The sequence below is a fragment of the Kitasatospora sp. NPDC056076 genome, from assembly GCF_042266305.1.
In the GTDB taxonomy this organism is placed as follows: Bacteria; Actinomycetota; Actinomycetes; order Streptomycetales; family Streptomycetaceae; genus Kitasatospora.
The window spans coordinates 58,360-78,399 of the sequence record NZ_JBHJWG010000027.1; the positions used below are offsets into that span (position 1 = coordinate 58,360).

19 protein-coding genes are annotated in these 20,040 nt (G+C 75.0%); 11 read left to right on the forward strand and 8 right to left on the reverse strand.

What is annotated here, in order from left to right; translation table 11 throughout:
- Nucleotides 1-6 precede the first annotated feature (6 nt).
- The 3 genes from ACFC1T_RS22500 to ACFC1T_RS22510 all read left to right on the forward strand — a co-directional run bounded on the left by ACFC1T_RS22500 (nt 7) and on the right by ACFC1T_RS22510 (nt 5,859).
- A complete protein-coding gene (locus ACFC1T_RS22500) occupies nt 7-702 on the forward strand; it encodes a hypothetical protein (protein ID WP_375891210.1) in 696 nt (231 codons plus the stop codon).
- 1 nt (nt 703) lies between these two features.
- Nucleotides 704-2,509: a hypothetical protein gene (locus tag ACFC1T_RS22505; RefSeq protein WP_375891212.1), complete on the forward strand. Its 1,806-nt coding sequence runs from the start codon at nt 704-706 to the stop codon at nt 2,507-2,509.
- 68 nt (nt 2,510-2,577) lie between these two features.
- Nucleotides 2,578-5,859: an error-prone DNA polymerase gene (locus ACFC1T_RS22510; protein WP_375891213.1), complete on the forward strand. Its 3,282-nt coding sequence runs from the start codon at nt 2,578-2,580 to the stop codon at nt 5,857-5,859.
- Nucleotides 5,860-6,046: 187 nt separating this feature from the next.
- On the opposite strand, the gene ACFC1T_RS22515 is transcribed toward ACFC1T_RS22510, so the two are convergent.
- Nucleotides 6,047-6,898 carry a TIGR03084 family metal-binding protein gene (locus ACFC1T_RS22515; protein ID WP_375891215.1) on the reverse strand — a complete coding sequence of 284 codons (852 nt, stop codon included), beginning with the start codon at nt 6,896-6,898 and terminating at the stop codon, nt 6,047-6,049.
- 148 nt (nt 6,899-7,046) lie between these two features.
- Between ACFC1T_RS22515 and ACFC1T_RS22520 the strand changes: the two genes are divergently transcribed.
- Nucleotides 7,047-7,886 (forward strand): LuxR C-terminal-related transcriptional regulator, encoded by an 840-nt coding sequence (locus tag ACFC1T_RS22520; RefSeq protein WP_375891217.1) that lies wholly within the window; start codon nt 7,047-7,049, stop codon nt 7,884-7,886.
- On the opposite strand, the gene ACFC1T_RS22525 is transcribed toward ACFC1T_RS22520, so the two are convergent.
- The 3 genes from ACFC1T_RS22525 to ACFC1T_RS22535 are packed head-to-tail and all read right to left on the reverse strand — an operon-like array spanning nt 7,879 to nt 10,629.
- Nucleotides 7,879-9,414, reverse strand: a complete 1,536-nt coding sequence (locus ACFC1T_RS22525; protein ID WP_375891219.1) for an AMP-binding protein — start codon at nt 9,412-9,414, stop codon at nt 7,879-7,881. The two genes, ACFC1T_RS22520 and ACFC1T_RS22525, sit on opposite strands and share 8 nt — an antisense overlap.
- Before the next feature lie 51 nt (nt 9,415-9,465).
- On the reverse strand, nt 9,466-9,831 hold the full coding sequence (locus ACFC1T_RS22530) for a MerR family transcriptional regulator (protein WP_375891221.1): 366 nt from the start codon (nt 9,829-9,831) through the stop codon (nt 9,466-9,468).
- A gap of 30 nt (nt 9,832-9,861) precedes the next feature.
- Nucleotides 9,862-10,629: an SDR family NAD(P)-dependent oxidoreductase gene (locus ACFC1T_RS22535; protein ID WP_375891223.1), complete on the reverse strand. Its 768-nt coding sequence runs from the start codon at nt 10,627-10,629 to the stop codon at nt 9,862-9,864.
- A 115-nt stretch (nt 10,630-10,744) separates the two neighbouring features.
- Here ACFC1T_RS22535 and ACFC1T_RS22540 point away from each other — a divergent pair, with 115 nt between their 5' ends.
- From ACFC1T_RS22540 to ACFC1T_RS22550, 3 genes are all read left to right on the forward strand, one after another.
- Nucleotides 10,745-11,320, forward strand: a complete 576-nt coding sequence (locus ACFC1T_RS22540; protein WP_375891225.1) for a GNAT family N-acetyltransferase — start codon at nt 10,745-10,747, stop codon at nt 11,318-11,320.
- Nucleotides 11,321-11,324: 4 nt separating this feature from the next.
- Nucleotides 11,325-11,711, forward strand: a complete 387-nt coding sequence (locus ACFC1T_RS22545) for a VOC family protein (RefSeq protein WP_375891226.1) — start codon at nt 11,325-11,327, stop codon at nt 11,709-11,711.
- 148 nt (nt 11,712-11,859) lie between these two features.
- Complete coding sequence (locus ACFC1T_RS22550; protein WP_375891228.1) at nt 11,860-12,510, forward strand: NAD(P)-dependent oxidoreductase; 651 nt, start codon at nt 11,860-11,862, stop codon at nt 12,508-12,510.
- 18 nt (nt 12,511-12,528) lie between these two features.
- Here ACFC1T_RS22550 and ACFC1T_RS22555 read toward each other — a convergent pair whose 3' ends face one another.
- Nucleotides 12,529-13,311 carry a dioxygenase gene (locus tag ACFC1T_RS22555; protein ID WP_375891230.1) on the reverse strand — a complete coding sequence of 261 codons (783 nt, stop codon included), beginning with the start codon at nt 13,309-13,311 and terminating at the stop codon, nt 12,529-12,531.
- Between the two features lie 113 nt (nt 13,312-13,424).
- Between ACFC1T_RS22555 and ACFC1T_RS22560 the strand changes: the two genes are divergently transcribed.
- Entirely contained in the window at nt 13,425-13,892 is a 468-nt protein-coding gene (locus ACFC1T_RS22560) for a MarR family transcriptional regulator (protein WP_360237449.1), read from the forward strand.
- On the opposite strand, the gene ACFC1T_RS22565 is transcribed toward ACFC1T_RS22560, so the two are convergent.
- The 3 genes from ACFC1T_RS22565 to ACFC1T_RS22575 form a co-directional block, all read right to left on the reverse strand.
- Nucleotides 13,893-15,134, reverse strand: a complete 1,242-nt coding sequence (locus ACFC1T_RS22565) for an RNA polymerase sigma factor (RefSeq protein ID WP_375891232.1) — start codon at nt 15,132-15,134, stop codon at nt 13,893-13,895. It abuts the gene before it with no gap.
- Between the two features lie 78 nt (nt 15,135-15,212).
- Complete coding sequence (locus tag ACFC1T_RS22570; RefSeq protein WP_375891234.1) at nt 15,213-15,584, reverse strand: YciI family protein; 372 nt, start codon at nt 15,582-15,584, stop codon at nt 15,213-15,215.
- Nucleotides 15,585-15,750: 166 nt separating this feature from the next.
- On the reverse strand, nt 15,751-17,250 hold the full coding sequence (locus ACFC1T_RS22575) for a PucR family transcriptional regulator (protein WP_375891235.1): 1,500 nt from the start codon (nt 17,248-17,250) through the stop codon (nt 15,751-15,753).
- A gap of 413 nt (nt 17,251-17,663) precedes the next feature.
- Here ACFC1T_RS22575 and ACFC1T_RS22580 point away from each other — a divergent pair, with 413 nt between their 5' ends.
- The 3 genes from ACFC1T_RS22580 to ACFC1T_RS22590 all read left to right on the forward strand — a co-directional run bounded on the left by ACFC1T_RS22580 (nt 17,664) and on the right by ACFC1T_RS22590 (nt 20,037).
- Nucleotides 17,664-18,149 (forward strand): molybdopterin-dependent oxidoreductase, encoded by a 486-nt coding sequence (locus ACFC1T_RS22580; RefSeq protein ID WP_375891237.1) that lies wholly within the window; start codon nt 17,664-17,666, stop codon nt 18,147-18,149.
- Nucleotides 18,150-18,249: 100 nt separating this feature from the next.
- The gene (locus ACFC1T_RS22585; RefSeq protein ID WP_375891239.1) at nt 18,250-18,768 is read left to right on the forward strand and encodes a GNAT family N-acetyltransferase; all 519 of its coding nucleotides are present in this window, start codon (nt 18,250-18,252) and stop codon (nt 18,766-18,768) included.
- Between the two features lie 231 nt (nt 18,769-18,999).
- Nucleotides 19,000-20,037 carry a sphingomyelin phosphodiesterase gene (locus ACFC1T_RS22590; RefSeq protein WP_375891241.1) on the forward strand — a complete coding sequence of 346 codons (1,038 nt, stop codon included), beginning with the start codon at nt 19,000-19,002 and terminating at the stop codon, nt 20,035-20,037.
- Nucleotides 20,038-20,040 lie beyond the last annotated feature (3 nt).

Below are 20,040 nucleotides of genomic sequence, written 5' to 3' on the forward strand. Positions count from 1 at the left end.
GACGGGTTGACGGCTGGGCAGACGGCCGGGCGCGGACTGGTGCCCGTGGTGCCCGCCCTGCGCGAGGTACTGCCGGACGGCGGACTGCGGCGCGGGACGGCGGTGTCGGTGGCGGGCGGGGACGCCGGACTGCTGCTCGCGCTGGCCGCCGGGGTCCGGGAGACCGGGGGCGGCTGGGCGGCCGCGGTCGGGCTGCCGGAGCTGGGCCTCGCCGCCGCCGAGGGGTACGGCCTGGACCTGCGCCGCCTGCTGGTCGCCGACGACCCGGGGCGGCACTGGCCCGAGGTGGTGTCGGTGCTGGCCGGCGCGGTCGAACTGATCATGCTGCGCCCGGACGGGCCGGTGCCCCCGAAGCTGGCCGCCCGTCTGGCCGCCGTGCTGCGGCGCACCGGCTGCGTGCTGCTGGTGGCCGGGCCGTGGCCGGGGGCGGTGCTGCGGCTGGGGGTGCGGTCCGGGCGCTGGTTCGGGCTGGGGGACGGCCACGGGCAGCTCGCCGGGCGTCAGGTGGAGGTGGTGGCCGAGGGGCGCGGTTCGGCGGTGCGCGGCCGGACGGCCCGGCTCTGGCTGCCGGACGAGCACGGCGCGGTGCGCCCGGTCCGGGAGCAGCCGCAGCCCCTCGCCGTTCCCCCGGGCCCCGCGGCCGTCCCCGCCGTCGTCCCTGCCGTTTCCGTGGCGGCTCCGCTCGTGGCGGCGGTGGTGTGACATGCCGACGACGCCCGACGGCGACCGGACCCCCAGGGTCCTGGTGGTCTGGTGCCCGGACTGGCCGGTGGTGGCCGTCACCGGTGACGACCCGGTGGCCGTGACCGAGGCCGGCCGGATCCTCGCCTGCTCCGCGGGCGCCCGGGCTGCCGGGGTGCGGCAGGGGCAGCGGCTCAAGCTGGCCCAGCGGCTCTGCCCGGAACTGGAGCTGCGCGACCGCGACCCGGAGGCGGAGACCCGCCGCTTCGAGCCGGTGGTCGCGGCGGTGGAGGCGTTCACGCCCCGGGTGGAGGTGATCCGCCCGGGTCTGTGCGCCATTCCGGTGAAGGGCCCGGGCCGCTACTTCGGCGGCGAGGAGGCGCTCGCGGCCCTGGTCGGCGCGGCGGTGGCGGACGCCCTCGGGCGACCGCCCGTCCCGGACGCCGTCCCCGGCGCGGTGGCAGTGCCCACCGCGCCCGCCACCCCAGGCCCGCCCGCCATACCTGTCACCGGACCCACCGCCGGACCCACCGCCGGACCCACCGCCGTACCCACCGCCGTACCCACCGCCGCACCTGTCACCGGACCCACCGCCGTACCCACCGCCGAACCCACCGCCCCCCACGCCCGGATCGGCGTGGCCGACGGCCTGTTCGCCGCCGTGCTCGCTGCCCGCGCCGGGGTGCTGGTGCCCGCCGGTCGTACGGCGGAGTTCCTCGCCCCCTACCCGGTGGCCACGCTGGGTGACGAGACGCTGGCCGAGCTGCTGGGGCGGCTCGGCCTGCCCACCGTCGGGGCCTTCGCCGCGCTGCCGCCCGAGGCGGTCGCGGACCGCTTCGGCCCGACCGGGACGGTCGCGCACCGGCTGGCCCGCGGCCTGCAGCCGCGCCCGCTGGTGCCGCGCGGCGAGGAGCCGGACCTCGCCGTCGAGCAGCGCTTCGACCCGCCGGAGCCGTCGACCGAGCCGCTGGTGTTCGTCGCCCGCACGCTGGCCGAGCAGCTGCACCGGCGGCTGGCCGGAGCCGGGCTGACCTGCCGCCGGGTGGCGGTCGAGGTGGCCTGCGCGGACGGCCGGACGGTCTCCCGACTGTGGCGGCACGAGGGCCGGCTGTCGGCGACGGCCCTGGCCGAACGGGTCCGCTGGCAGCTCCAGGCCTGGCAGGGCATGGGCACCTTCACCAGCGGCCCCGGCAGTATCGGCAACACCGACGGCCAGGGCAGCCCCGACGGCCCCGGCAGCCCCGGGGGCGAGGAGGGCTTCGCCCTGCTCCGCCTCGCCCCCGACGGCCTCTCCCCGGACCAGGGCCGCCAGCTCGCCCTGTGGGGTCAGGCCGTCGCGGACGACCGGGTGGAGCGCGCGGTGGCCCGGGTGCAGGCGGTGCTCGGGCACGCCGGGTTGCGCCGGATCGAGCCGTCGGGCGGGCGTGGTCCGGGCGAGCAGCAGGTCCGGGTGCCGTGGGGCGAGCCGTACGAGGCGGCGGCCGCGGCGGACGCGCCCTGGCCGGGGCGGCTGGCGGAGCGGTCGGCGGACCTCTGGCCGGCCGTGGTGCTGCGCGAGCCGGCGCCGGTCCGGGTGCTGGACGAGGCCGGCCGACCGGTCACGGTGGACGGCCGGGCGGGGGTGTCGGGCCGCCCGGCCCTGGTCGTGGCCCGGGGCCGGGAGGAGCGGGTGGCGGCCTGGACCGGGCCCTGGCCGGCGGTCGAGTACTGGTGGGACCAGTCGCTCGCCCGCCGCCGGGCGCGGTTCCAGGTGGTGGTGGACGGCGGCCGGGCGCTGCTGCTCACCGTGGAGGGGGGTGCGTGGTACCTGGAGGCCGGCTACGACTAGCGGCCCGAAGGCCCGCGGCAAGGGGGCAGGGGGGCAGGACCAGAACGAGAACGACGAAGGCAACCCCGATGGGCTTCACCAGTCACCCCACCGTCCCCTGGAGCGAACTGCACCGCCGGCTGGCCGGCGCCGCGCCGGACCGCACGGTCGTCCCGCTGCGCCGCCCCACCGAGGAAGCCCCCACCTCGGAGACCCCCACCGAAGAGACCCCCACCGAGGAAGCTCCCACCGAACCCCCCACCGAGGAACCCCCTGCCGAACCCTGGGCCGAACTGCACGTCCACTCCGCCTTCAGCTTCCTGGACGGCGCCAGCGACCCGGAGGACCTGGTCGCCGAGGCGGCCCGGCTGGGCGTGGAGACCCTGGCGATCACCGACCACGACGGCCTGTACGGAGCGGTCCGGCTCGCCGAGGCGGCCCGGGGGACGGGCGTGGCCACCGTCTTCGGCGCCGAACTGACGATCCGTCACGACGCGAGGGGTGCGGGTGCCGAGGACGTCGAGCACCTGCTCGTCCTGGCCCGCGACCCGGCCGGCTACCGCCGTCTCTCCGCCGCGATCGCCGCCGCCCAGCTGGCCGGCGGTGCCAAGGGCCGTCCGGCGTACGACTTCGCCGCGCTCGCCGAGGCGCACGACGGCCACTGGGCGGTGCTCACCGGCTGCCGCCTCGGCCGGGTCCCGGCGGCCCTCGCGACCGGCGGGGCGGAGCAGCGACTGCGCACCCTCACCGAGGCGTTCGGCCGCGAGAACGTGTACGTCGAGCTGATCGACCAGTGGCTGCCCGGCGACGACCGGCGCAACGACGCCCTCGCCGCGCTCGCCGGAGAACTGCGACTGCCCGTCGTCGCCTCCACCAACGCCCACCATGCCGGCCCCGCCCAGGGCCGGCTCGCCCAGAGCCTGGCGGCCCTGCACGGGCGCCGCACCCTCCAGGAGGCGGCCGGCTGGACGAGGGCCTCCGGCACCGCGCACCTGCGCTCGGGCCGGGAGATGGCGGCCCGGCTGGCCCGCTTCCCCGGCGTGCGGCGGGCCACCGCCGAACTCGGCCGGGCCTGCGCCTTCGACTTCGCCAAGCTGGACCCGGAGCTGCCCGGCTACCCCGTCCCCGAGGGGGAGACCGAGATCGGCCACCTGCGCGCCCTGGTCGCGGCCGGCGGCCCGGCCCGCTTCGGTCCCGGCAACGCCGCCGCCCGCCGCCAGCTCGCCAAGGAGCTGGACGTGATCGAGGACCTCGACCTGGCCGGCTACTTCCTGATCGTCCACGACATCGTGGACTTCTGCCGGAGCCAGGACATCTGGTGCCAGGGCCGCGGTTCGGCCGCCAACTCGGCGGTCTGCTACGCCCTCGGGATCACCGCCGTCGACCCGGTCCACTACAAGCTGCTGTTCGAGCGCTTCCTGTCCACCGCCCGGGACGGCCCGCCCGACATCGACCTGGACATCGAGAACCGCCGCCGCGAGGAGGTCATCCAGTACGTCTACCGCCGCTACGGGCGCGAGCACGCCGCCCAGGTCGCCAACGTGATCACCTACCGCCCCCGGCTGGCGATCCGCGACGCCGCCCGGGTGCTCGGCTACCCGCAGGGGCAGGTGGACGCCTTCAGCCGGCAGACCGACTTCCGTTCCGCCCCCGGCGCGGACGCCGTCATCCCCGCCGACGTGCTCTCGCTCGCCGCCCAACTCCACGGCCTGCCGCGCCACCTGGGCATCCACTCGGGCGGCATGGTGCTCACCAGGGAGCCGATCGGGGAGATCTGCCCGACCGAGTGGGCCCGGATGCCCGGGCGCTCCGTCCTCCAGTGGGACAAGGAGTCCACCGCGGGCGCCGGGCTGGTGAAGATCGACCTGCTCGGCCTCGGCATGCTCGCCGCGCTGCACGACGCCTGCGACCTGATCGCGCTCCACCACGGCCTGCGCTACGACCTGGCCGGCATCCCGGGCGACGACGAGGGCGTGTACGCGATGCTGCGCCGCGCCGACACCGTGGGCGTCTTCCAGGTCGAGTCCCGGGCGCAGATGGCCACCCTGCCCCGGCTCAAGCCGGACCACTTCTACGACCTGGTGGTCGAGGTCGCGCTGATCCGCCCCGGCCCGATCCAGGGCGGCTCCGTCCACCCGTACCTGCGCCGCCGCGCCGGGGCGGAGCCGCCCGGCTGCCCGCACCCGCTGATGGAGAACGCCCTCGGCAAGACCCTCGGGGTGCCGCTGTTCCAGGAGCAGATGATGCAACTCGCCATCGACTGCGCCGGGTTCACGCCCGCCGAGGCCGACCGGCTGCGCCAGGCGATGGGCGCCAAGCGCTCGTACGAGCGGGTCGCCCGGCTGCGCGACCGGCTGCTCACCGGGATGGCCGAGCGCGGCATCCCGGCCGAGGTCGCCGAGGACGTCTACGGCAAGATCGAGGCCTTCTCCAACTACGGCTTCCCGGAGTCGCACGCGATCAGCTTCGCCTACCTGGTGTACGCCAGCGCCTGGCTCAAGCACCACTTCCCGGCGGCCTTCACCTGCGCCCTGCTGGCCAACCAGCCGATGGGCTTCTACTCGCCGCTCAGCCTGGTCGCGGACGTCCGCCGGCACGGCGTACGGGTGCGCGGGGTGGACGTCAACGCCAGCGGGCCGCGCCCCACCCTGGAGCCGTACCGGGGCCCGACCCCCGCGCCGCCGCTGACCGCCGGCCGGCCCCAACCGGCCATCCGGCTCGGCCTGGAGACGGTGCGCGGCATCGGCACCCCGCAGGCCGAGCTGATCGCGGCCGGGCAGCCGTACGCCGACCTGGAGGACTTCGCCCGCCGCACCGGTCTGCCCGCGCCCGCCCTGGAGGCGCTGGCGACGGCCGGGGCCTTCGACTGCTTCGGCCTGACGAGACGTCAGGCACTGTGGGCAGCAGGCGCGTTCGCGGGGATCTCGGCCGAACTGCTCCCCGGCACCACGCCCGGCACCGAGGCGCCGGAACTGCCCGGGATGAGCCCGGTCGAGGAGACCATCGCCGACCTGTGGGCCACCGGCACCTCCGCCACCAGCCACCCGCTCCAGCACCTGCGTGCCCACCTGGACCGCGGTGGCGCGCTCAGCGCCGCCCAACTCCCGGACGTGCCACCGGGAACGGCCGTGGTGGTCGGCGGCCTGGTCACCCACCGCCAGCGCCCGCCGACGGCCGGCGGGGTGCTCTTCCTCAGCCTGGAGGACGAGACCGGCCTGATCAACGTGATCTGCAACCGCCCGGTCTGGGAGTCCCAGCGCCGCACCGCCCTGGACCGGGCCGGCCTCCTGGTGCACGGCCACATCGAACGCGACCGCGGCGCCACCAACCTGATCGCCACCCGCCTCACCCCACTCCGGATCGGCCTCTGAGGCCCCGGTCCGCCCGGTCGTGCTCAGCCCGGTCGCGCTCAGTCCGGGTAACGCACCAGCCCGCTCAGCTCCAGCTCGAAGTCGAACGGCTCGGGAACGCGCATGCTGTCCCCGAACTTCCGGTCGTGCCGCACGTGGTAGCGGTCGCGGTCCGGTGCAGTCTGTGCGCGGACCCGCTCCGGGCCGGTCAGGCTCCGGCGCCGGGCTGCCGGCCCTTGCCGGGAGGGCCGGCGAAGGTCTGGGCGATCGGCAGCCAGATGGTGGCGATCGGGCCGGTGGCGGTCAGGGCGAGGTCGTCGCGGTGGCGGCGCTGGGTGACCAGGAGGCAGAAGTCCAGGGCCGGGCCGGTCACCACGTCCATCGCGTCGGTCGGGCCGAAGGCCCAGGAACCCCCGTCGGGTGCGGTCAGTTCGAGGCGCACCGGGCGCTGCGGCGCGGGCAGGCCGTGTGCCGCGAAGGCGAAGCCGAGGGTGCGCAGGCCCAGGTGGGCGATGTGCCGCAGCCGGTCGGTGGGTTCCCGGGTCGTGCCCAGCGCGTCCGCCACGTCCTGGCCGTGCGCCCAGGTCTCCATCAGTCGGGCGGTGGCCATCGAGGCGGGCTTCATCGGCGGGCCGAACCAGGGCAGCCGGACGTCGGCGGGGGCGGCGGCGAGGGCGGCCTGTACCTGCGACCGCCCGGCCCGCCAGCGGGCGAGCAGGGCGGCGGGTTCGGCGGCCGCACCCTCCCGGGCGCCGTCCTCGACCGGGTCGGCGCCGGCGGCCAGCAGCTGGGTGAAGCGGCCGCCGAGCGAGGCGGTGAAGCTCTCCGGGTCGCGGGTGGCCAGTGCCGTCCAGTCGTCGGTCCAGGCCAGGTGGGCGATCTGGTGCGCGACCGTCCAGCCCTCGGCCGGGGTGGGCGCGGCCCAGTCCGCGGCCGACAGTCCGGCTACCAGCCCGTCCAGGACGGCGCTCTCGGCCCGCAGGTCGGCCAGCAGGCCGTGCAGGACGTGGCCCGGGGCGCCCGGCGTGCCCGGGGTGTCGGGGGTGTCGGGGTCGGTCATCGGCTCTTCCCTCCGCTCGGCGCGGTTGCTACTCGTCGGTAGCCCGCGGCCGCACCCTACGCCCCGACCGGCGCCGACGCCCGCCACTCCACGGAACACGCACGTCAGGACTCTCGCCTCCGGTCGCACCGCGTGTGACAATTCCGCGATGACCAGGGCTGCGGACCCCCTCACTGCCGTGCCGTTCGGCGCCCCCGAGCGCCCGGACCACCCCGAGCGCCCCCACCACTCCCACCACTCCCACCACCCCGCCGACTCCGACGACTCCGACGACCCCGAACTCGCTGCCCGCGCCGCCGAGCTGGTGCGCCGCGCGGTGCTCGGAGACCTCGCCCGCCGGGTGGTGGCCGAGTGCGGCGCCGACGTCGGGCTGGTCGGCGTGCCCGAGCCGCTGCCCGGCCGCCGCCCCGGCAGCGAGGGCATGGTGCTGCGCCACTGGGCCGGCACCCGGGCGGACCTGCTGCACGACGTGCCCGTCCCGGCCGGCCTCGGCCTCGGCGGCCGGGCGCTCGCCGAGCGCGCGCCCACCTGGGTGCCCGACTACCGTGCGGCCACGACCATTTCGCACCAGTACGACGCGGCCGTGGCCGCCGACGACCTGTACGCGATGCTCACCGTCCCGCTGCTGGACGGCGACACCGTGCACGGCGTGGTGTACGCCGCGCTGCGCACCGTCGTCCCGTTCGGGGACGTCCGGATCTCCGCCGTCGGCCGGCTGGCGGCGACGGCCGCCCGGGCGCTCGCCGGGGCGGCGGCCTGGAGCCGCACGAAGCCCGAACCGGTGCCGCCCGCACGGCCGTTGACCCGGCGCGAGCACGAGGTGCTGCGCTGGGCGGCGACCGGCCGGACCAATCCGGAGATCGCCGCCCACCTGGGCCTGACCTGCAACACCGTGACCGGCTACCTCAAGTCCGCGATGCACAAGCTCGGTGTCCGCAACCGGACCGAACTCGCCCTGGCGGCCAGAGCGACCGGACTCGTCAGTTGACCTGGCGCTCCCGCCCGCTCCAGTACGGCTCGCGCAGCCGGAACTTCTGCAGCTTCCCGGTGGCCGTGCGCGGCAGTTCGGCGCGGAACTCCACCGAGGTGGGCGACTTGTAGCCGGCCAGCCGCTGCTTGCAGTGCGCGATCAACTCCGCCTCGGTGACGGCCGCCCGGTCCTCCCGGAGCACCACCAGGGCCTTGACCGTCTCGCCCCACTTCTCGTGCGGCACCCCGATCACCGCGACCTCGGCCACCGCCGGGTGGCCGTACAGGCAGTCCTCCACCTCGATCGAGGAGACGTTCTCCCCGCCGCTGATGATGACGTCCTTCTTCCGGTCCGAGATGGACAGTTGGCCGTCGGTGAGGGTGCCGCCGTCGCCGGTGTGGAACCACTCGCCCCGCAGTGCCTCGGCGCTCGCCTCCGGCTGCTGCCAGTACCCGTCCAGCACGGTGTTGGAGCGCACCAGCACCTCGCCCTGGGCGTCGACCCGCAGCTGGGTGCCGAGCGCGGGCGCGCCGGCCTGCACCAGCTTCTCGGCCCGTTCGGCGGCCGGCAGGGCGTCCCACTCGGCGCGCGAGCGGTTGACGGTGACGATCGGCGCGGTCTCGGTCAGGCCGTAGAGCTGCATGAACTCCCAGCCCAGCTGCTCCTCGACCTGCTGCACCACGGAGGTCGGCGGCGGGGCGCCGGCCACGATCATCCGCACCCTGTCCCGGCCGGGCACGGGGCCGTCCCAGTCGGCGGCCGCGTCCAGCACCATCTGCACCACGGCGGGCGCGCCGGACAGGAAGGTCACCCCGTGCCGCTCGACCCGGCGCAGGATCTCGGCGCCGTCCACCTTGCGCAGCACGATGTGCCGGGCGCCGAGTCCGGTGAGCGAGAACGGCAGGCCCCAGCCGTTGGCGTGGAACATCGGCAGGGTGTGCAGGTACACGTCCCGGTCGTTCGCGCCGTAGTGCAGGCCCATCAGCGTCGCGTTCAGCCAGACGTTGCGGTGGGTGAGCTGAACCCCCTTGGGGCGGGCGGTGGTTCCGCTGGTGTAGTTGATGGTCGCGGTGTCGTTCTCGGAGATCGCGTACCGGCGGGGCGCGTGGTCGAAGTCGTACAGCAGCGCGTCGCTGTCCGCGCCGAGCACGAACTTGTGCTTGGCCACCACCCCGTGCAGCGCGTCGGCGAGTTCGGGGTCGACCAGCAGCACGGAGGCACCGCTCTGTTCGACGATGTACGCGACCTCCTCGGCCCGCAGCCGGAAGTTGACCGGTACCAGCACCCGGCCGTACCCGCTCACCCCGAAGAAGGCGGTGAGCAGCCGGGCCGAGTTGTGCGAGACGATCGCGACCCGCTCGCCCGGACCGACGCCGAGCCGGTCCAGCCCGGCGGCCTGGGCCCGGGCGAGCCCGGCGATCCGCCGGTAGCTCAGCTCGCCCCAGGATTCGGCCGGTTGCACCGGCTCGTCGACGATGCCGACCCGGTCGCCGTAGACCAGCTCGGCCCGGTCGAGGAAGTCCAGCACGGAGAGTGGAATCTGCATGCGCCCACTGTCCTATCCCGCGCGCCCGCTGCACACCCCCGATCGGGGGTGTCACCCGTTCGAACGCAGCCGCTCGGCCGTCGTCAGCGCCGCCAGCAGCCGGTCCCGGGCCTCGGTCTGGGCGGCGATCCGGCGTTCGAGCGCCGCCAGCCGCTCCCGGACGACCCCCAGTACCCGCTCGGACGGCGGCCGGGCGAGGACGTCCCCGTCCAGGCAGGTGAGCATCGGCCGGAGGTCCTCCATGGTGAGCCCGGCGGCGACCAGGGCGCGGATGTTGCGGACCCGCGGGACGGCCGAATCCCGGTACTCCCGGTAGCCGTTGGCCGCCCGCTCGGAGTCGATCAGCCCGGCCTGCTCGTAGTGCCGCAGGGCCCGGGCCGTACTGCCCGTCCGCCGCGCCAGTTCACCGATCCGCACCGCCGCCCCGCCCGTCCGTCCGTCGGTTCCTCAGGCCACCAGCGCGCCCCCGTCCACGGACAACACTACGCCGGTCACGAACGAGGCCTGCGGCGAGGCGAGTTGGGTGATCGCCCAGGCCACCTCGGCGGGCCGCCCGATCCGGCCCAGCGGGGTGAGCCCCAACTGCCACTCCAGGATCGCCGCCGACAGCTCGGGGCTGAAACCGGAGTGCTCGCCGATCGGGGTGTCGATCGCCCCGGGCGCCACCGCGACCACCCGGATGCCGCGCGGCGCCAGCTCGACCGCCCAGCTGCGGGTGATCGTCTCCAGCGCCGCCTTGCCGGCCGCGTACACCGAGTTGGTCGGCCAGCCGCGCTGTCCGACGGCGGTGCTGACGTTGACCACCACGCCCCGGCTCTCGGCCAGTGCGGGCAGCGCGGCCTGCCCGAGCAGCACCGGGGCGACCAGGTTGGTGGCCAGCAGCGTCTCGATCCCGGCCCGGTGGAAGTCGCCGAGGCGCTGGGTGTTCTGCACGATGCCGGCGTTGTTCACCAGTACGTCGAGCCGCCCGTACCGCTCCAGGGCCGTTCCGACGATCCGCTCCGGGGCGTCCGGGCCGGTGACGTCCGCGACCAGCGGCTCGATCAGCCCCGGGTGCGCGGCCGCCGTCTCCGCCAGCGGCCCGGGGCGCCGCCCGACCGCCACCACCCGGGCGCCCTCGGCCGCGAAGGCCCGCGCGGTCTCCCGCCCGATCCCCGTCCCGGCCCCGGTGACCACCACGACCCGACCCGTCCCCGCTTCGTTCTGTTCGCTCATGGGAGCACTCTCCGACCCTGCCGCCAGCGTCAAGGTCAAGCCGCAACCGTCGAGCGGTGGCCGGCCGTCCGTCAGGGAGATCGTGCAGCGGTTCCGAACCCAGGGGGAGAGCACCATGAACCACCACCGACCCGACCCGGCCCTGACCACCTTCCCGACGGCGGACGGCCTGCTGCTGCGCCCCTTCGAGGACGCCGACGCCCCGGCCCTGATCGAGGCCTACCGGGACGGGACGCTGCGCCGCTACACCCGGACCTACCCGGACGGCCCGGAGCGTGCCGCGCACTGGCTGGCCGTGCAGTACGAGGGCCGGGCGAACGGCACCCGGTACGCCTTCGCCGTCCTCGAAGCCGGCGAGCTGGTCGGCAACGTGGTGCTCAAGCGCGGTACCCCGGGCGGCGAGCGGGCCGAGGTCGGCTACTGGACGGCGGCCGCGGCACGCGGCCGGGGCGTCGCCCCGCGCGCGGTGGAGGCGCTCACCGTCTGGGCCTTCGAGGCCTTCGCCGCGGACGGCCTGGTCCGGATCGAGCTGCTGCACGAGGGCGACAACGACGCCTCCTGCCGGGTCGCGGAGAAGAGCGGCTACGCGTTCGCGGAGGTCGTCCCGGCCTTCCCGCCGTCGTACCCGCTGGACGGGCACCGGCACTGCCGGAAAAGGCTGGACACGACCGAACGGCACCGGCCAGAGTGAGCCCATGGCTTCTCTGGTACGTCATGTGACGATCGACTGCGCGGACCCGTTCGCCCTCGCGGACTTCTGGGCGAAGGTGCTGGACGGCACCCTCGCCGAGGACGACAACCCGGGTGACCCGGAGGCGGTGGTGATCTCCGCCGGTGCCGATCTGCTGTTCATCCGGGTGCCCGAGGGCAAGACGGTGAAGAACCGGGTCCACCTGGACCTCCAGCCGCAGGACCGCAGCCGTGACGAGGAGGTCGAGCGCCTGCTCGCCCTGGGCGCCACGGTGGTGTCGGACCAGCGCCGCCCGGACGGCACCGGCTGGGTCACCATGGCCGACCCGGAGGGCAACGAGCTGTGCGTCGAGCGCAGCCAGGCCGAGCGCACCGCCACCGGCGCGTCCTGAACCACCGGCGCGCCCGCAGTACGGCCGCCCGCCGAGGTCCGTTCCACCGGGGCCTGCGCGGGCGGCCGTTCGCGCTTCCGTCCGATAATCGAGCTGTCTGAGGCCAGTGAGAAGCGAGGCCACCCTCCGAGCACCGGGCAGGTACCCCATGGCCAAAATCGCCGTGATCGGCGCCAATGGCGGCATCGGCAGCGCCGTCGTCGCGGAGGCGGCGGCCCGCGGGCACGAGGTCACCGCCGTGGTCCGCGAGCCGGAGCGCTACCGGGGCGCGTCGGCCCGGGTGGAGCGCGGCGACGTACTGGACCCGGCCGACGTGGCCCGGGTGGCGGCCGGCCGGGACGTCCTGGTGAGCGCCGTCGGCGGCGGCGACGGCCCGGGCCACCTGGCGCTGATCGAGCCCGCCGCCCGTTCGCTGGTCGAGGGCCTGCGGGCGGTCGCCGACGGCGCCGCGCCCCGCCTGATCGCGGTCGGCGGCGCGGGCAGCCTGGAGACCGCCCCGGGCGTGCGGGTCTGGGACACCCCGGGCCTGCCGGAGCCGATCCTGCAGATCATGCACGCCCACGGCGAGGCGCTGGACTACTACCGGACCGTCTCCGACGTCCGCTGGACGGTACTCAGCCCGGCCGCGGAGATCGGCCCGGGGGAGCGGACCGGCCGTTACCGGACCGGCCTGGAGCAACTGCTCACGGACGCCGGGGGCCACAGCCGGATCTCGGTGCCGGACTACGCGGTCGCCCTGGTGGACGAGATCGAGCAGCCCGAGCACATCGGCGAGCGCTTCACCTGCTGCTCGCTGTAGCGCGCCGGGCTCACCCGTTCAGCCCAGCTGGATCGACCGCTTGGCCAGCCCCATCCAGAACCCGTCGATCACGCTGCGCTGGCTGCCGAGGTCGGCCTCGCCGGCGCCGAGGGTCACGAACAGCGGCGCGAAGTGCTCGGTGCGCGGGTGGGCGAGCCGCCCGGCCGGGGCCTTGTGCTCGAAGTCGAGCAGCGCGTCCAGGTCCTGGGCGTCCAGGGCGCGCCTGCCCCAGTCGTCGAACTCGGCCATCACCGAGCTGGTCCGGCCGTCGCTGTTGAGCGCCCGCAGGTTGTGGGTGAAGAAGCCGCTGCCGATGATCAGCACGCCCTCGTCGCGCAGCGGTGCGAGCCGGCGGCCGATCTCCAGCAGGCGCTGCGGGTCCAGGGTGGGGAGGGAGATCTGCAGCACCGGGACGTCGGCCTCCGGGAACATCTCCACCAGCGGGACGTACGCGCCGTGGTCGAGCCCGCGGTCGGGGATGTCCTGGACGGGCGTGCCGGGGGCGCGCAGCAGCTTGCGCACGCGCTCGGCCAGCTCGGGGGCGCCGGGGGCGGCGTACCGGACGGCGTAGTAGTGCTCGGGGAAGCCCCAGAAGTCGTAGACCAGCGGGACGGTGGTGACGGCGCCGACGGCCAGCGGGGCCTCCTCCCAGTGGGCGGAGACCATCAGGACGGCCTTGGGCCGGGGCAGGTCGGCGGACCAGGCGGCCAGCTGGCCCGGCCAGATCGGGTCGTCGGCGAGCGGCGGCGCGCCGTGCGAGAGGTACAGGGCGGGCATGCGCTCGGGGGCCGCGGTGCTCAAGGTGTCCTCCTCAAGGGGAACGAGTGGGTAGTTCAAATTTGAACCTCTACTCCGGGACGGTACACCTTCGTTCGAATTTGAACAACAGGAGTAGGCTTCACCCCATGTCCTCACTGAACGAACCCCGCTGGCTCGACCAGGACGAGATGGCCGCCTGGCGGGGCTTCGTCGTCGCGAGCAACCTGCTCAACCGGCGGCTGGAGCGCCAGCTCAAGGACGACTCCGGCCTCTCGCACCAGCAGTACGAGATCCTGGTGCACCTGTCCGCCGCCCCCGGCGACTCGCTGCGGATGACCGAACTCGCCGACAAGCTGGTCACCTCCAAGAGCGGCCTGACCTACCAGGTCACCCAACTGGAGCGGATGGGCCTGGTCGGCCGCCGCTCCTGCCCCAGCGACGTGCGCGGCGTCATCGCCGAACTCACCGACCAGGGGCGGGAGACGCTCCGCCAGGCCGCCCCCGGCCACGTCGCCCTGGTGCGCGAGCTGCTGATCGACGTGCTCACCCGCGAGCAGCTCGCCGTCCTCGCCGAAGGCCTCGGCGCGGTCAGCGCCCGCCTGCGCCAGGACGACACCCCCTAGCTAGGGCCTGTCGCCCAGTGCGGCCGCCTGCTCCCGCAGCAGCTCCCGCTCCCGCTCGTTGCGGGTCAGCTCCGCCGCCCGCTCGAACTCCGCCCGGGCCTGGGCCGTCCGCCCCAGCCGGGCCAGCAGGTCGCCCCGCACGCTCGGCAGCAGGTGGTAGTCGCGCAGCGCCGGCTCCGCCGCCAGGGCGTCCACCAGCTCCAGGGCGGCGGCCGGGCCCCGGGCCATCGAGACGGCCACCGCCCGGTTCAGCGCCACCACCGGTGAGGGCGTCAGCACCAGCAGCCGCTCGTACAGCGCGGCGATCGTCGCCCAGTCGGTGTCCTCGTACCGCCGCGCCCTGGCATGGCAGGCGGCGATCGCGGCCTGCACCGAGTACGGCCCGCTGCCCGCCCGCCCGAACGCCTCGAAGCCGCGCCGGATCAGCAGCCCGTCCCAGCGCGCCCGGTTCTGCTCGGCCAGCAGCACCGGCCGCCCGTCGGGGCCGGTGCGGGCGGCCGTCCGGGAGGCCTGGAACTCCAGCAGCGCGGCCAGCCCGTGCGCCTCCGGCTCCCCGGGCACCAGCGCGGCCAGCACCCGGGCCAGCCGCAGGGCGTCCTCGCACAGCTGCGGGCGCAGCAGGTCGTCCCCGGCGGTGGCCGAGTAGCCCTCGTTGAAGACCAGGTAGACGACCTCCAGCACCGAGGACAGCCGCTGCGCCCGGTCCTCGCCGTACGGCACCTCGAACGGCACGCCCGCCTTCGCCAGCGTCCGCTTCGCCCGGACGATCCGCTGGGCCACCGTCGCCTCCGGCACCAGGAAGGCGCGGGCGATCTCCGGGGTGGTCAGCCCGCCCAGCAGCCGCAGGGTGAGCGCGATCCGCGCCTGCGCCGACAGCACCGGGTGGCAGGCGGTGAAGATCAGCCGCAGCAGGTCGTCGTCGATGTCGTCCGGGCCGGACGGCTCCGGTGGCTCCGGCGCGTCCTCCAGCGACCGCCCCACCTCGGCGAGTTTGCGGGCGTAGACCTCCCGGCGGCGCACCAGGTCGACCGCCCGCCGCTTGGCGGTGGCCGTCAGCCAGGCGCCCGGGTTGTCCGGCACGCCGTCGCGAGGCCACTGCTCCAGCGCGGCCACCAGCGCGTCCTGTGCCAACTCCTCGGCCAGGCCGACGTCCCGGACGATCCGCGCGGCCGCGGCGATGATCCGCGCGGACTCGATCCGGTACGCCGCCTCGACGACCGCCGTCGCCTCCCTCTCCGTCACGGCCACCCATCAGAGCAGCCGGCGGAGCGGGAGGCAACGTGCGCCACGGTCGCTACGGCCCTTACTGCCCTACCGCCCTTACTGCGGGGGCCGCGGCGCCTCGTCGAGCTGCCGGACCTCCGCCTCAACCTGCCAGTGCGCCGGGTGAGTCTGCAGGAAGCGCCTGGTCCACTCCAGCGCCTCCGCCTTGTCCTTGCACTGCATGATCGCGTAGCCGCCGATGACCTCCTTGGTCTCGGTGAACGGCCCGTCGGTGTAGCCGACCTTCCCGTCGGCCCAGGTCACCCGGGTGCCCTGGGCGGTCGGGGTCAGCCCGGCGGTGTCCAGCATCACCCCGGCCCTGGTGATCTCCTCGAACAGGGCCCCCATCCGCTGCTCGAACCCCGGGTCGGGCTCCCAGTCGCCCCGGGCGCTCTCGTCGATCCGGATCAGTGACATGAAGCGCGGCATGGTGACTCCTCGGTCCTGCGGGCGGGGCCGGTCCCCGCCGCTCACCCCTGCGTCGATCGGGCCGGCGCCGGATCGACATCGGCCGGGAAGAATCTTTTTCCTACCTGTCGTCCGTCCAGGCCCTGCTCGCCGACCGGGCGGTCACCGGGCGGCGGTCACCGGGCGGTCACCGGACGGCCGCCGCCGGCGCGCACAGCAGTGCCGCCCGCAGGTCGGTCCGGTCGCGGAGGCGGGCCAGGTTGCGGCCGGTCAGCTCCTCGATCCGGCGGATCCGGTAGTGGACGGTGTTGACGTGGATGTGGAGCTGCTCGGCCGTCCGCGCCCAGGAGCCGTCATGGTCGAGGAACACCGCCAGGGTGCCGAGCAGCGAGACGCCGTTCTCGGCGTCGTGGGCGGTCAGCGGGGCCAGCAGCCGGGCGTGGAAGGCGGCCGTCACCTCGGGCGGGATGCCGCGCAACAGCCCGTCCAGGGAGTCCAGTTCGGCGGTGCTGCCGACCGGGCCGGGGGCGCCCGCCAGCACGTACCGGGCCTGCACCAGGGCCGCCCGCAGCGCCTGGGGGGTGGCCGGGGCGGCCGGGCCGACGCCGATCCGCAGGGTGCGCCGGCCGGTCAGCCGGGCCTGGAGGGCGGGCCGGGCCCGGCGCAGCCGTTCGGCGACCCGCTCGGCGGGTGCGGCCACCAGTGCGGCGGTGAGCCCGGTGCGGTCGGTGCCGGCCGCGTACGGGGCGTCCAGGGGGTGCAGGGCCTCGGCCAGCGCGTGCGCCGCCCAGTCGACCGGCGCCTCGTCGCCGGCCCGGCCGGGCTCGATCCGCGCGGTGACCGCCACCAGCGGGCCGGTCTCGGCCAGCCCGCAGGCGGCGAGCGGTTCGGTGAGTCCGGCGTCGTCGGCCAACGCGTCCAGCAGCCGTCCGGCGGCCCGCCGCCGGGTGCCGGCCGCGGCCCGGGCGCGGGCGGCGAGCGGGGCGAGCAGGTCGGCGAGGCCCTGGAGCGCCGGTTCCACGGCGGGGGTGTGCGGGTGGGCCCGCAGCCGCCAGCCGTCGAACGGGGAGCCGTCCTGCGGGCCGACCGGCAGCCCGGGTCCGCCGCGACCGGCGGCCGGTGCGGGCTGGGGCGGGCCGGCCACCGGGCGGCCGCCGGCGGTGGTGATCGAGCACTCGGGCAGCCCGAGCCGGCCGACCGCGCGGGCCAGCACCTGGCCGGGCGCGGCCTCGGTGCGGACCAGGTCGAGCAGTTCGCTGCGGACGGTCTCCGGGATCGCCGCGGTGTCCTGCGCCCCCGCCCGCAGGTCGCCCCAGAGCCGCAGGTAGACCCGGTCGGTGACGGCCCGGAAGCTCACCCCGGCGGGCACCGCGAGCAGCGGGATGGCGTGGGTGCGGCAGGCCTCGGCCAGGCCGTCCGGGATGCTGCCGTGGGTGCCCTCGCCGGCCAGCAGGGCGGCCACCCCGGCGCTGCGCAGCGCGGTGGCGAAGCGCAGCGCGCCGGAGGCGTCGGCGGGCTGCCACCAGACCAGGCCGGTGAGCACGAGTTCGCCGGGCTGGAGGTAGCGGGCCGGGTCCTGGAGGTCGGTGGAGCTGACGCCGGTGACCGGGCGGTCGAGCAGGTCGGGGGTGCCCCAGGCCAGCCGGATGGACAGGTCGTCGAGGTGCAGCAGGTCGCCGACGATCATCTTTCGCTCGCTCTCGCCAGGGGTGTCGCTCTGGTGCGCCGCGTCGCTTCCTCTCGCAGATGAGAGGAATGTCGACGCATGTGCATCGTAAATGCCAGTTGAACAACCGCGAATCTTCTTGTCGGATCATCCAGCCGAGGGCCCCGTGACCGGTGTGCGGAACCAGTGGTCCGCCCGATTGCCGGGTTGCTTGAATCGGTGTGCGGGGCGCGCCGGTCCTTCTCCTCCGGCGGGCGCCGCGGCCTCCGGCGTGCACCGCGACCGGTCTCGCACTTGCGAGCTGAACCGTCGCCCGGTCATCTCAGCTGCCGCTGAATGAGGGCATTCAGCGCCGCAACCGCGAATGTCGGAGCTGCCCCTCGGGTAGTCCTCCTCCCGGGCCGCAGTGGCGCGGCCCGGGAGGAAGGAGCGCCATGATCCGGACCGGCCCAGGCGTGACCCCGGCACCACCCACCGTCCGGCTGCACGGCCACCTCGACGAGCCGGCCGAGCTGACCGTCGAGCAGCTGCGCACCCTTCCCGCGCACCGGGTCGAGGTCAGCTTCGACTGCCTGACCGAGGGCGAGCAGCGGCACGGCTACGAGGGCCCGGCCCTGCTGGACGTCCTGCTCGCCGCCCGGCCCCGGATCGACTTCTCCGGCCGCAAGCAGCGGCTGCGCTTCCTGCTCAACGTGGTCGGTGCGGACGGCCACCGGGCGGTGGTCTCCTGGGCCGAGATCGACCCGGACTTCGGCGGCCGCCGGATCCTGCTCGCCACCAGCATGGACGGCGCCCCGCTGGACGCGGACGGCCCGCAGCTGGTCGTCCCGGACGACCACTGCGGCGCCCGCTACGTCAGTGCCGTCACCGCCGTCTGGCTGGGCCCGCTCGGCGACCAGGAGCGGCCCGCCGCGGGCTGACCGCCCGGCTCGCGGCCCCGGCCCGCCCCGTGCCGCGGCGCCGGGCGAGGCCCTGGAAAACCGCTGGCCAGGGGCGGCTTTCCGTGCCAACATGCCCCATATGGGGACGATTCTGCACGGCACCCTGGTCACCCTCCGCCCGGCCACCGCCGACGACATCCCGGCACTGGTGGCGATCCGCAGCACGCCCGAGGTGTTCGCCCGCTGGCGGGGCGGTGACGACCTGGTCGACGAGGTCGCCCGGGACTTGGACGCCCCCGAGACCGAGACCTTCGCGATCGACGTGGGCGGCCGGGTGGTCGGCGCCGTGCAGTGGTACGCCGAGAACGACGACGAGTACCGGCACGCCGGGATGGACATCTTCCTCGACCCCTCGGTGCACGGTCTGGGCCTGGGGACGGACGCCGTGCGCACCCTGGCCCGGCACCTGGTGCACGACCACCACTACCACCGGCTGGTGATCGACCCGGCCGCGGACAACCTGGCCGCCATCCGCTGCTACACCAAGGTGGGCTTCCGCCCGGTCGGCACCATGCGCCAGTACGAGCGCGGCTCGGACGGCACCTGGCACGACAACCTGCTGATGGACCTGCTCGCGGACGAACTGTCGGACGGCTGACGGCCGTTCACCGGCCGGCCGGCGGCGGGTACCAGGGTGTACAGACATCTTGTCAGCCGACGGCCCTGAGCTGTACAGACATCTCAGCGCCACAGGAGCGATCGCAACTGATCGCCTGGCGTTCTTCCCGACGTACCGAGCAGTAGCTAGCGTTCCCCCGCCAATCACCGGCGGCCGGTCACCCCGGCCCGCCCGGATCCCACCGGTTGACGGACCCCCAGGAGAACGCCCATGCTCTCGCGCCGCACGGCCACCGCCCTCACCTCGGCGGCCGCCGCCGCACTGCTGCTCGGCGGCACCGCCCCGAGCGCCTCCGCCACCACCGCGGCGAGCCCCACCGCGCTGTCCGTCCTCGCCTTCAACGTCGACCTCGGCACCGCGATCGTCGACAGTACCCAGAACGAGCAGGCCGCCCGCCGCACCCCGGTGATCGAGCAGATCGTCCGGCAGCACAACGCCGACGTGGTCGTCCTGGACGAGCAGTTCAACAACAGCTCGACCGCCGACATCAACGCCAAGCTCGCCGACCTCTACCCGTACCGCACCCCGGTGGTCGGCGGGACCTGCTCGGGCGGCGGCTGGACGGGCGTCAGCGGCAACTGCTCCAGCTCGTGGTTCGTCATCAACGGCGGCACGATGATCCTCTCCAAGTACCCGATCACCGCCCAGTACGCCCACGTGTTCAGCAACTCCACCTACGGCACCTGGGACTACCACGCCAACAAGGGCGCGGCGCTGGTGCAGGTGAAGAAGAACGGCAGCACCGCGTGGGTGGTCGGCACCCACCTCCAGGCGGACGAGGCCGACACCTCCACCGACACCACCCAGTCCACCCGGCTCGGCCAGCTCGCCGAGATCCGCGCCTGGGTCGACGGCATCGTGGGCAGCGGCGCGCCGGTGCTGATCGGCGGCGACCTCAACGTCGAGTACTTCCACGGCCAGGCCCGCGGCGACTACGCCAACGCCCAGAACGCGGTCAACGGCGTGCTCGGCACCCCGGCCACCGTCCCGAACCAGACCCGCACCACCATGGACTGCCCGGTCTCCTCCTGGTGCCAGTACATGGCGGGCGTGGAGACCTTCCCGACCGACTACCGGGACGACCTGGACTACCTCGGCTACCTCAACGCCCCGGGCCGCCCGGTGCCGAGCTCGATGTCCGACGTGAAGGTCGACTTCGACCCCCAGGCCGGCTGGGTGCCGGGGCAGCCGGACACCAACGCGCCCAGCGACCACTACCCGGTCGAGGCCACCTTCCAGCTCAACTGACCT

What these genes read in the sequence shown, in the direction of transcription:
- ACFC1T_RS22505 (WP_375891212.1), top strand. Translation starts at nt 704, where the DNA reads ATGCCGACGACGCCCGACGGCGACCGGACCCCCAGGGTCCTGGTGGTC.
- ACFC1T_RS22510 (WP_375891213.1), top strand. Translation starts at nt 2,578, where the DNA reads ATGGGCTTCACCAGTCACCCCACCGTCCCCTGGAGCGAACTGCACCGC.
- ACFC1T_RS22515 (WP_375891215.1), bottom strand. Translation starts at nt 6,898, where the DNA reads ATGACCGACCCCGACACCCCCGACACCCCGGGCACGCCGGGCGCCCCG.
- ACFC1T_RS22520 (WP_375891217.1), top strand. Translation starts at nt 7,047, where the DNA reads ATGACCAGGGCTGCGGACCCCCTCACTGCCGTGCCGTTCGGCGCCCCC.
- ACFC1T_RS22525 (WP_375891219.1), bottom strand. Translation starts at nt 9,414, where the DNA reads ATGCAGATTCCACTCTCCGTGCTGGACTTCCTCGACCGGGCCGAGCTG.
- ACFC1T_RS22535 (WP_375891223.1), bottom strand. Translation starts at nt 10,629, where the DNA reads ATGAGCGAACAGAACGAAGCGGGGACGGGTCGGGTCGTGGTGGTCACC.
- ACFC1T_RS22540 (WP_375891225.1), top strand. Translation starts at nt 10,745, where the DNA reads ATGAACCACCACCGACCCGACCCGGCCCTGACCACCTTCCCGACGGCG.
- ACFC1T_RS22545 (WP_375891226.1), top strand. Translation starts at nt 11,325, where the DNA reads ATGGCTTCTCTGGTACGTCATGTGACGATCGACTGCGCGGACCCGTTC.
- ACFC1T_RS22550 (WP_375891228.1), top strand. Translation starts at nt 11,860, where the DNA reads ATGGCCAAAATCGCCGTGATCGGCGCCAATGGCGGCATCGGCAGCGCC.
- ACFC1T_RS22570 (WP_375891234.1), bottom strand. Translation starts at nt 15,584, where the DNA reads ATGCCGCGCTTCATGTCACTGATCCGGATCGACGAGAGCGCCCGGGGC.
- ACFC1T_RS22575 (WP_375891235.1), bottom strand. Translation starts at nt 17,250, where the DNA reads ATGATCGTCGGCGACCTGCTGCACCTCGACGACCTGTCCATCCGGCTG.
- ACFC1T_RS22580 (WP_375891237.1), top strand. Translation starts at nt 17,664, where the DNA reads ATGATCCGGACCGGCCCAGGCGTGACCCCGGCACCACCCACCGTCCGG.
- ACFC1T_RS22585 (WP_375891239.1), top strand. Translation starts at nt 18,250, where the DNA reads ATGGGGACGATTCTGCACGGCACCCTGGTCACCCTCCGCCCGGCCACC.
- ACFC1T_RS22590 (WP_375891241.1), top strand. Translation starts at nt 19,000, where the DNA reads ATGCTCTCGCGCCGCACGGCCACCGCCCTCACCTCGGCGGCCGCCGCC.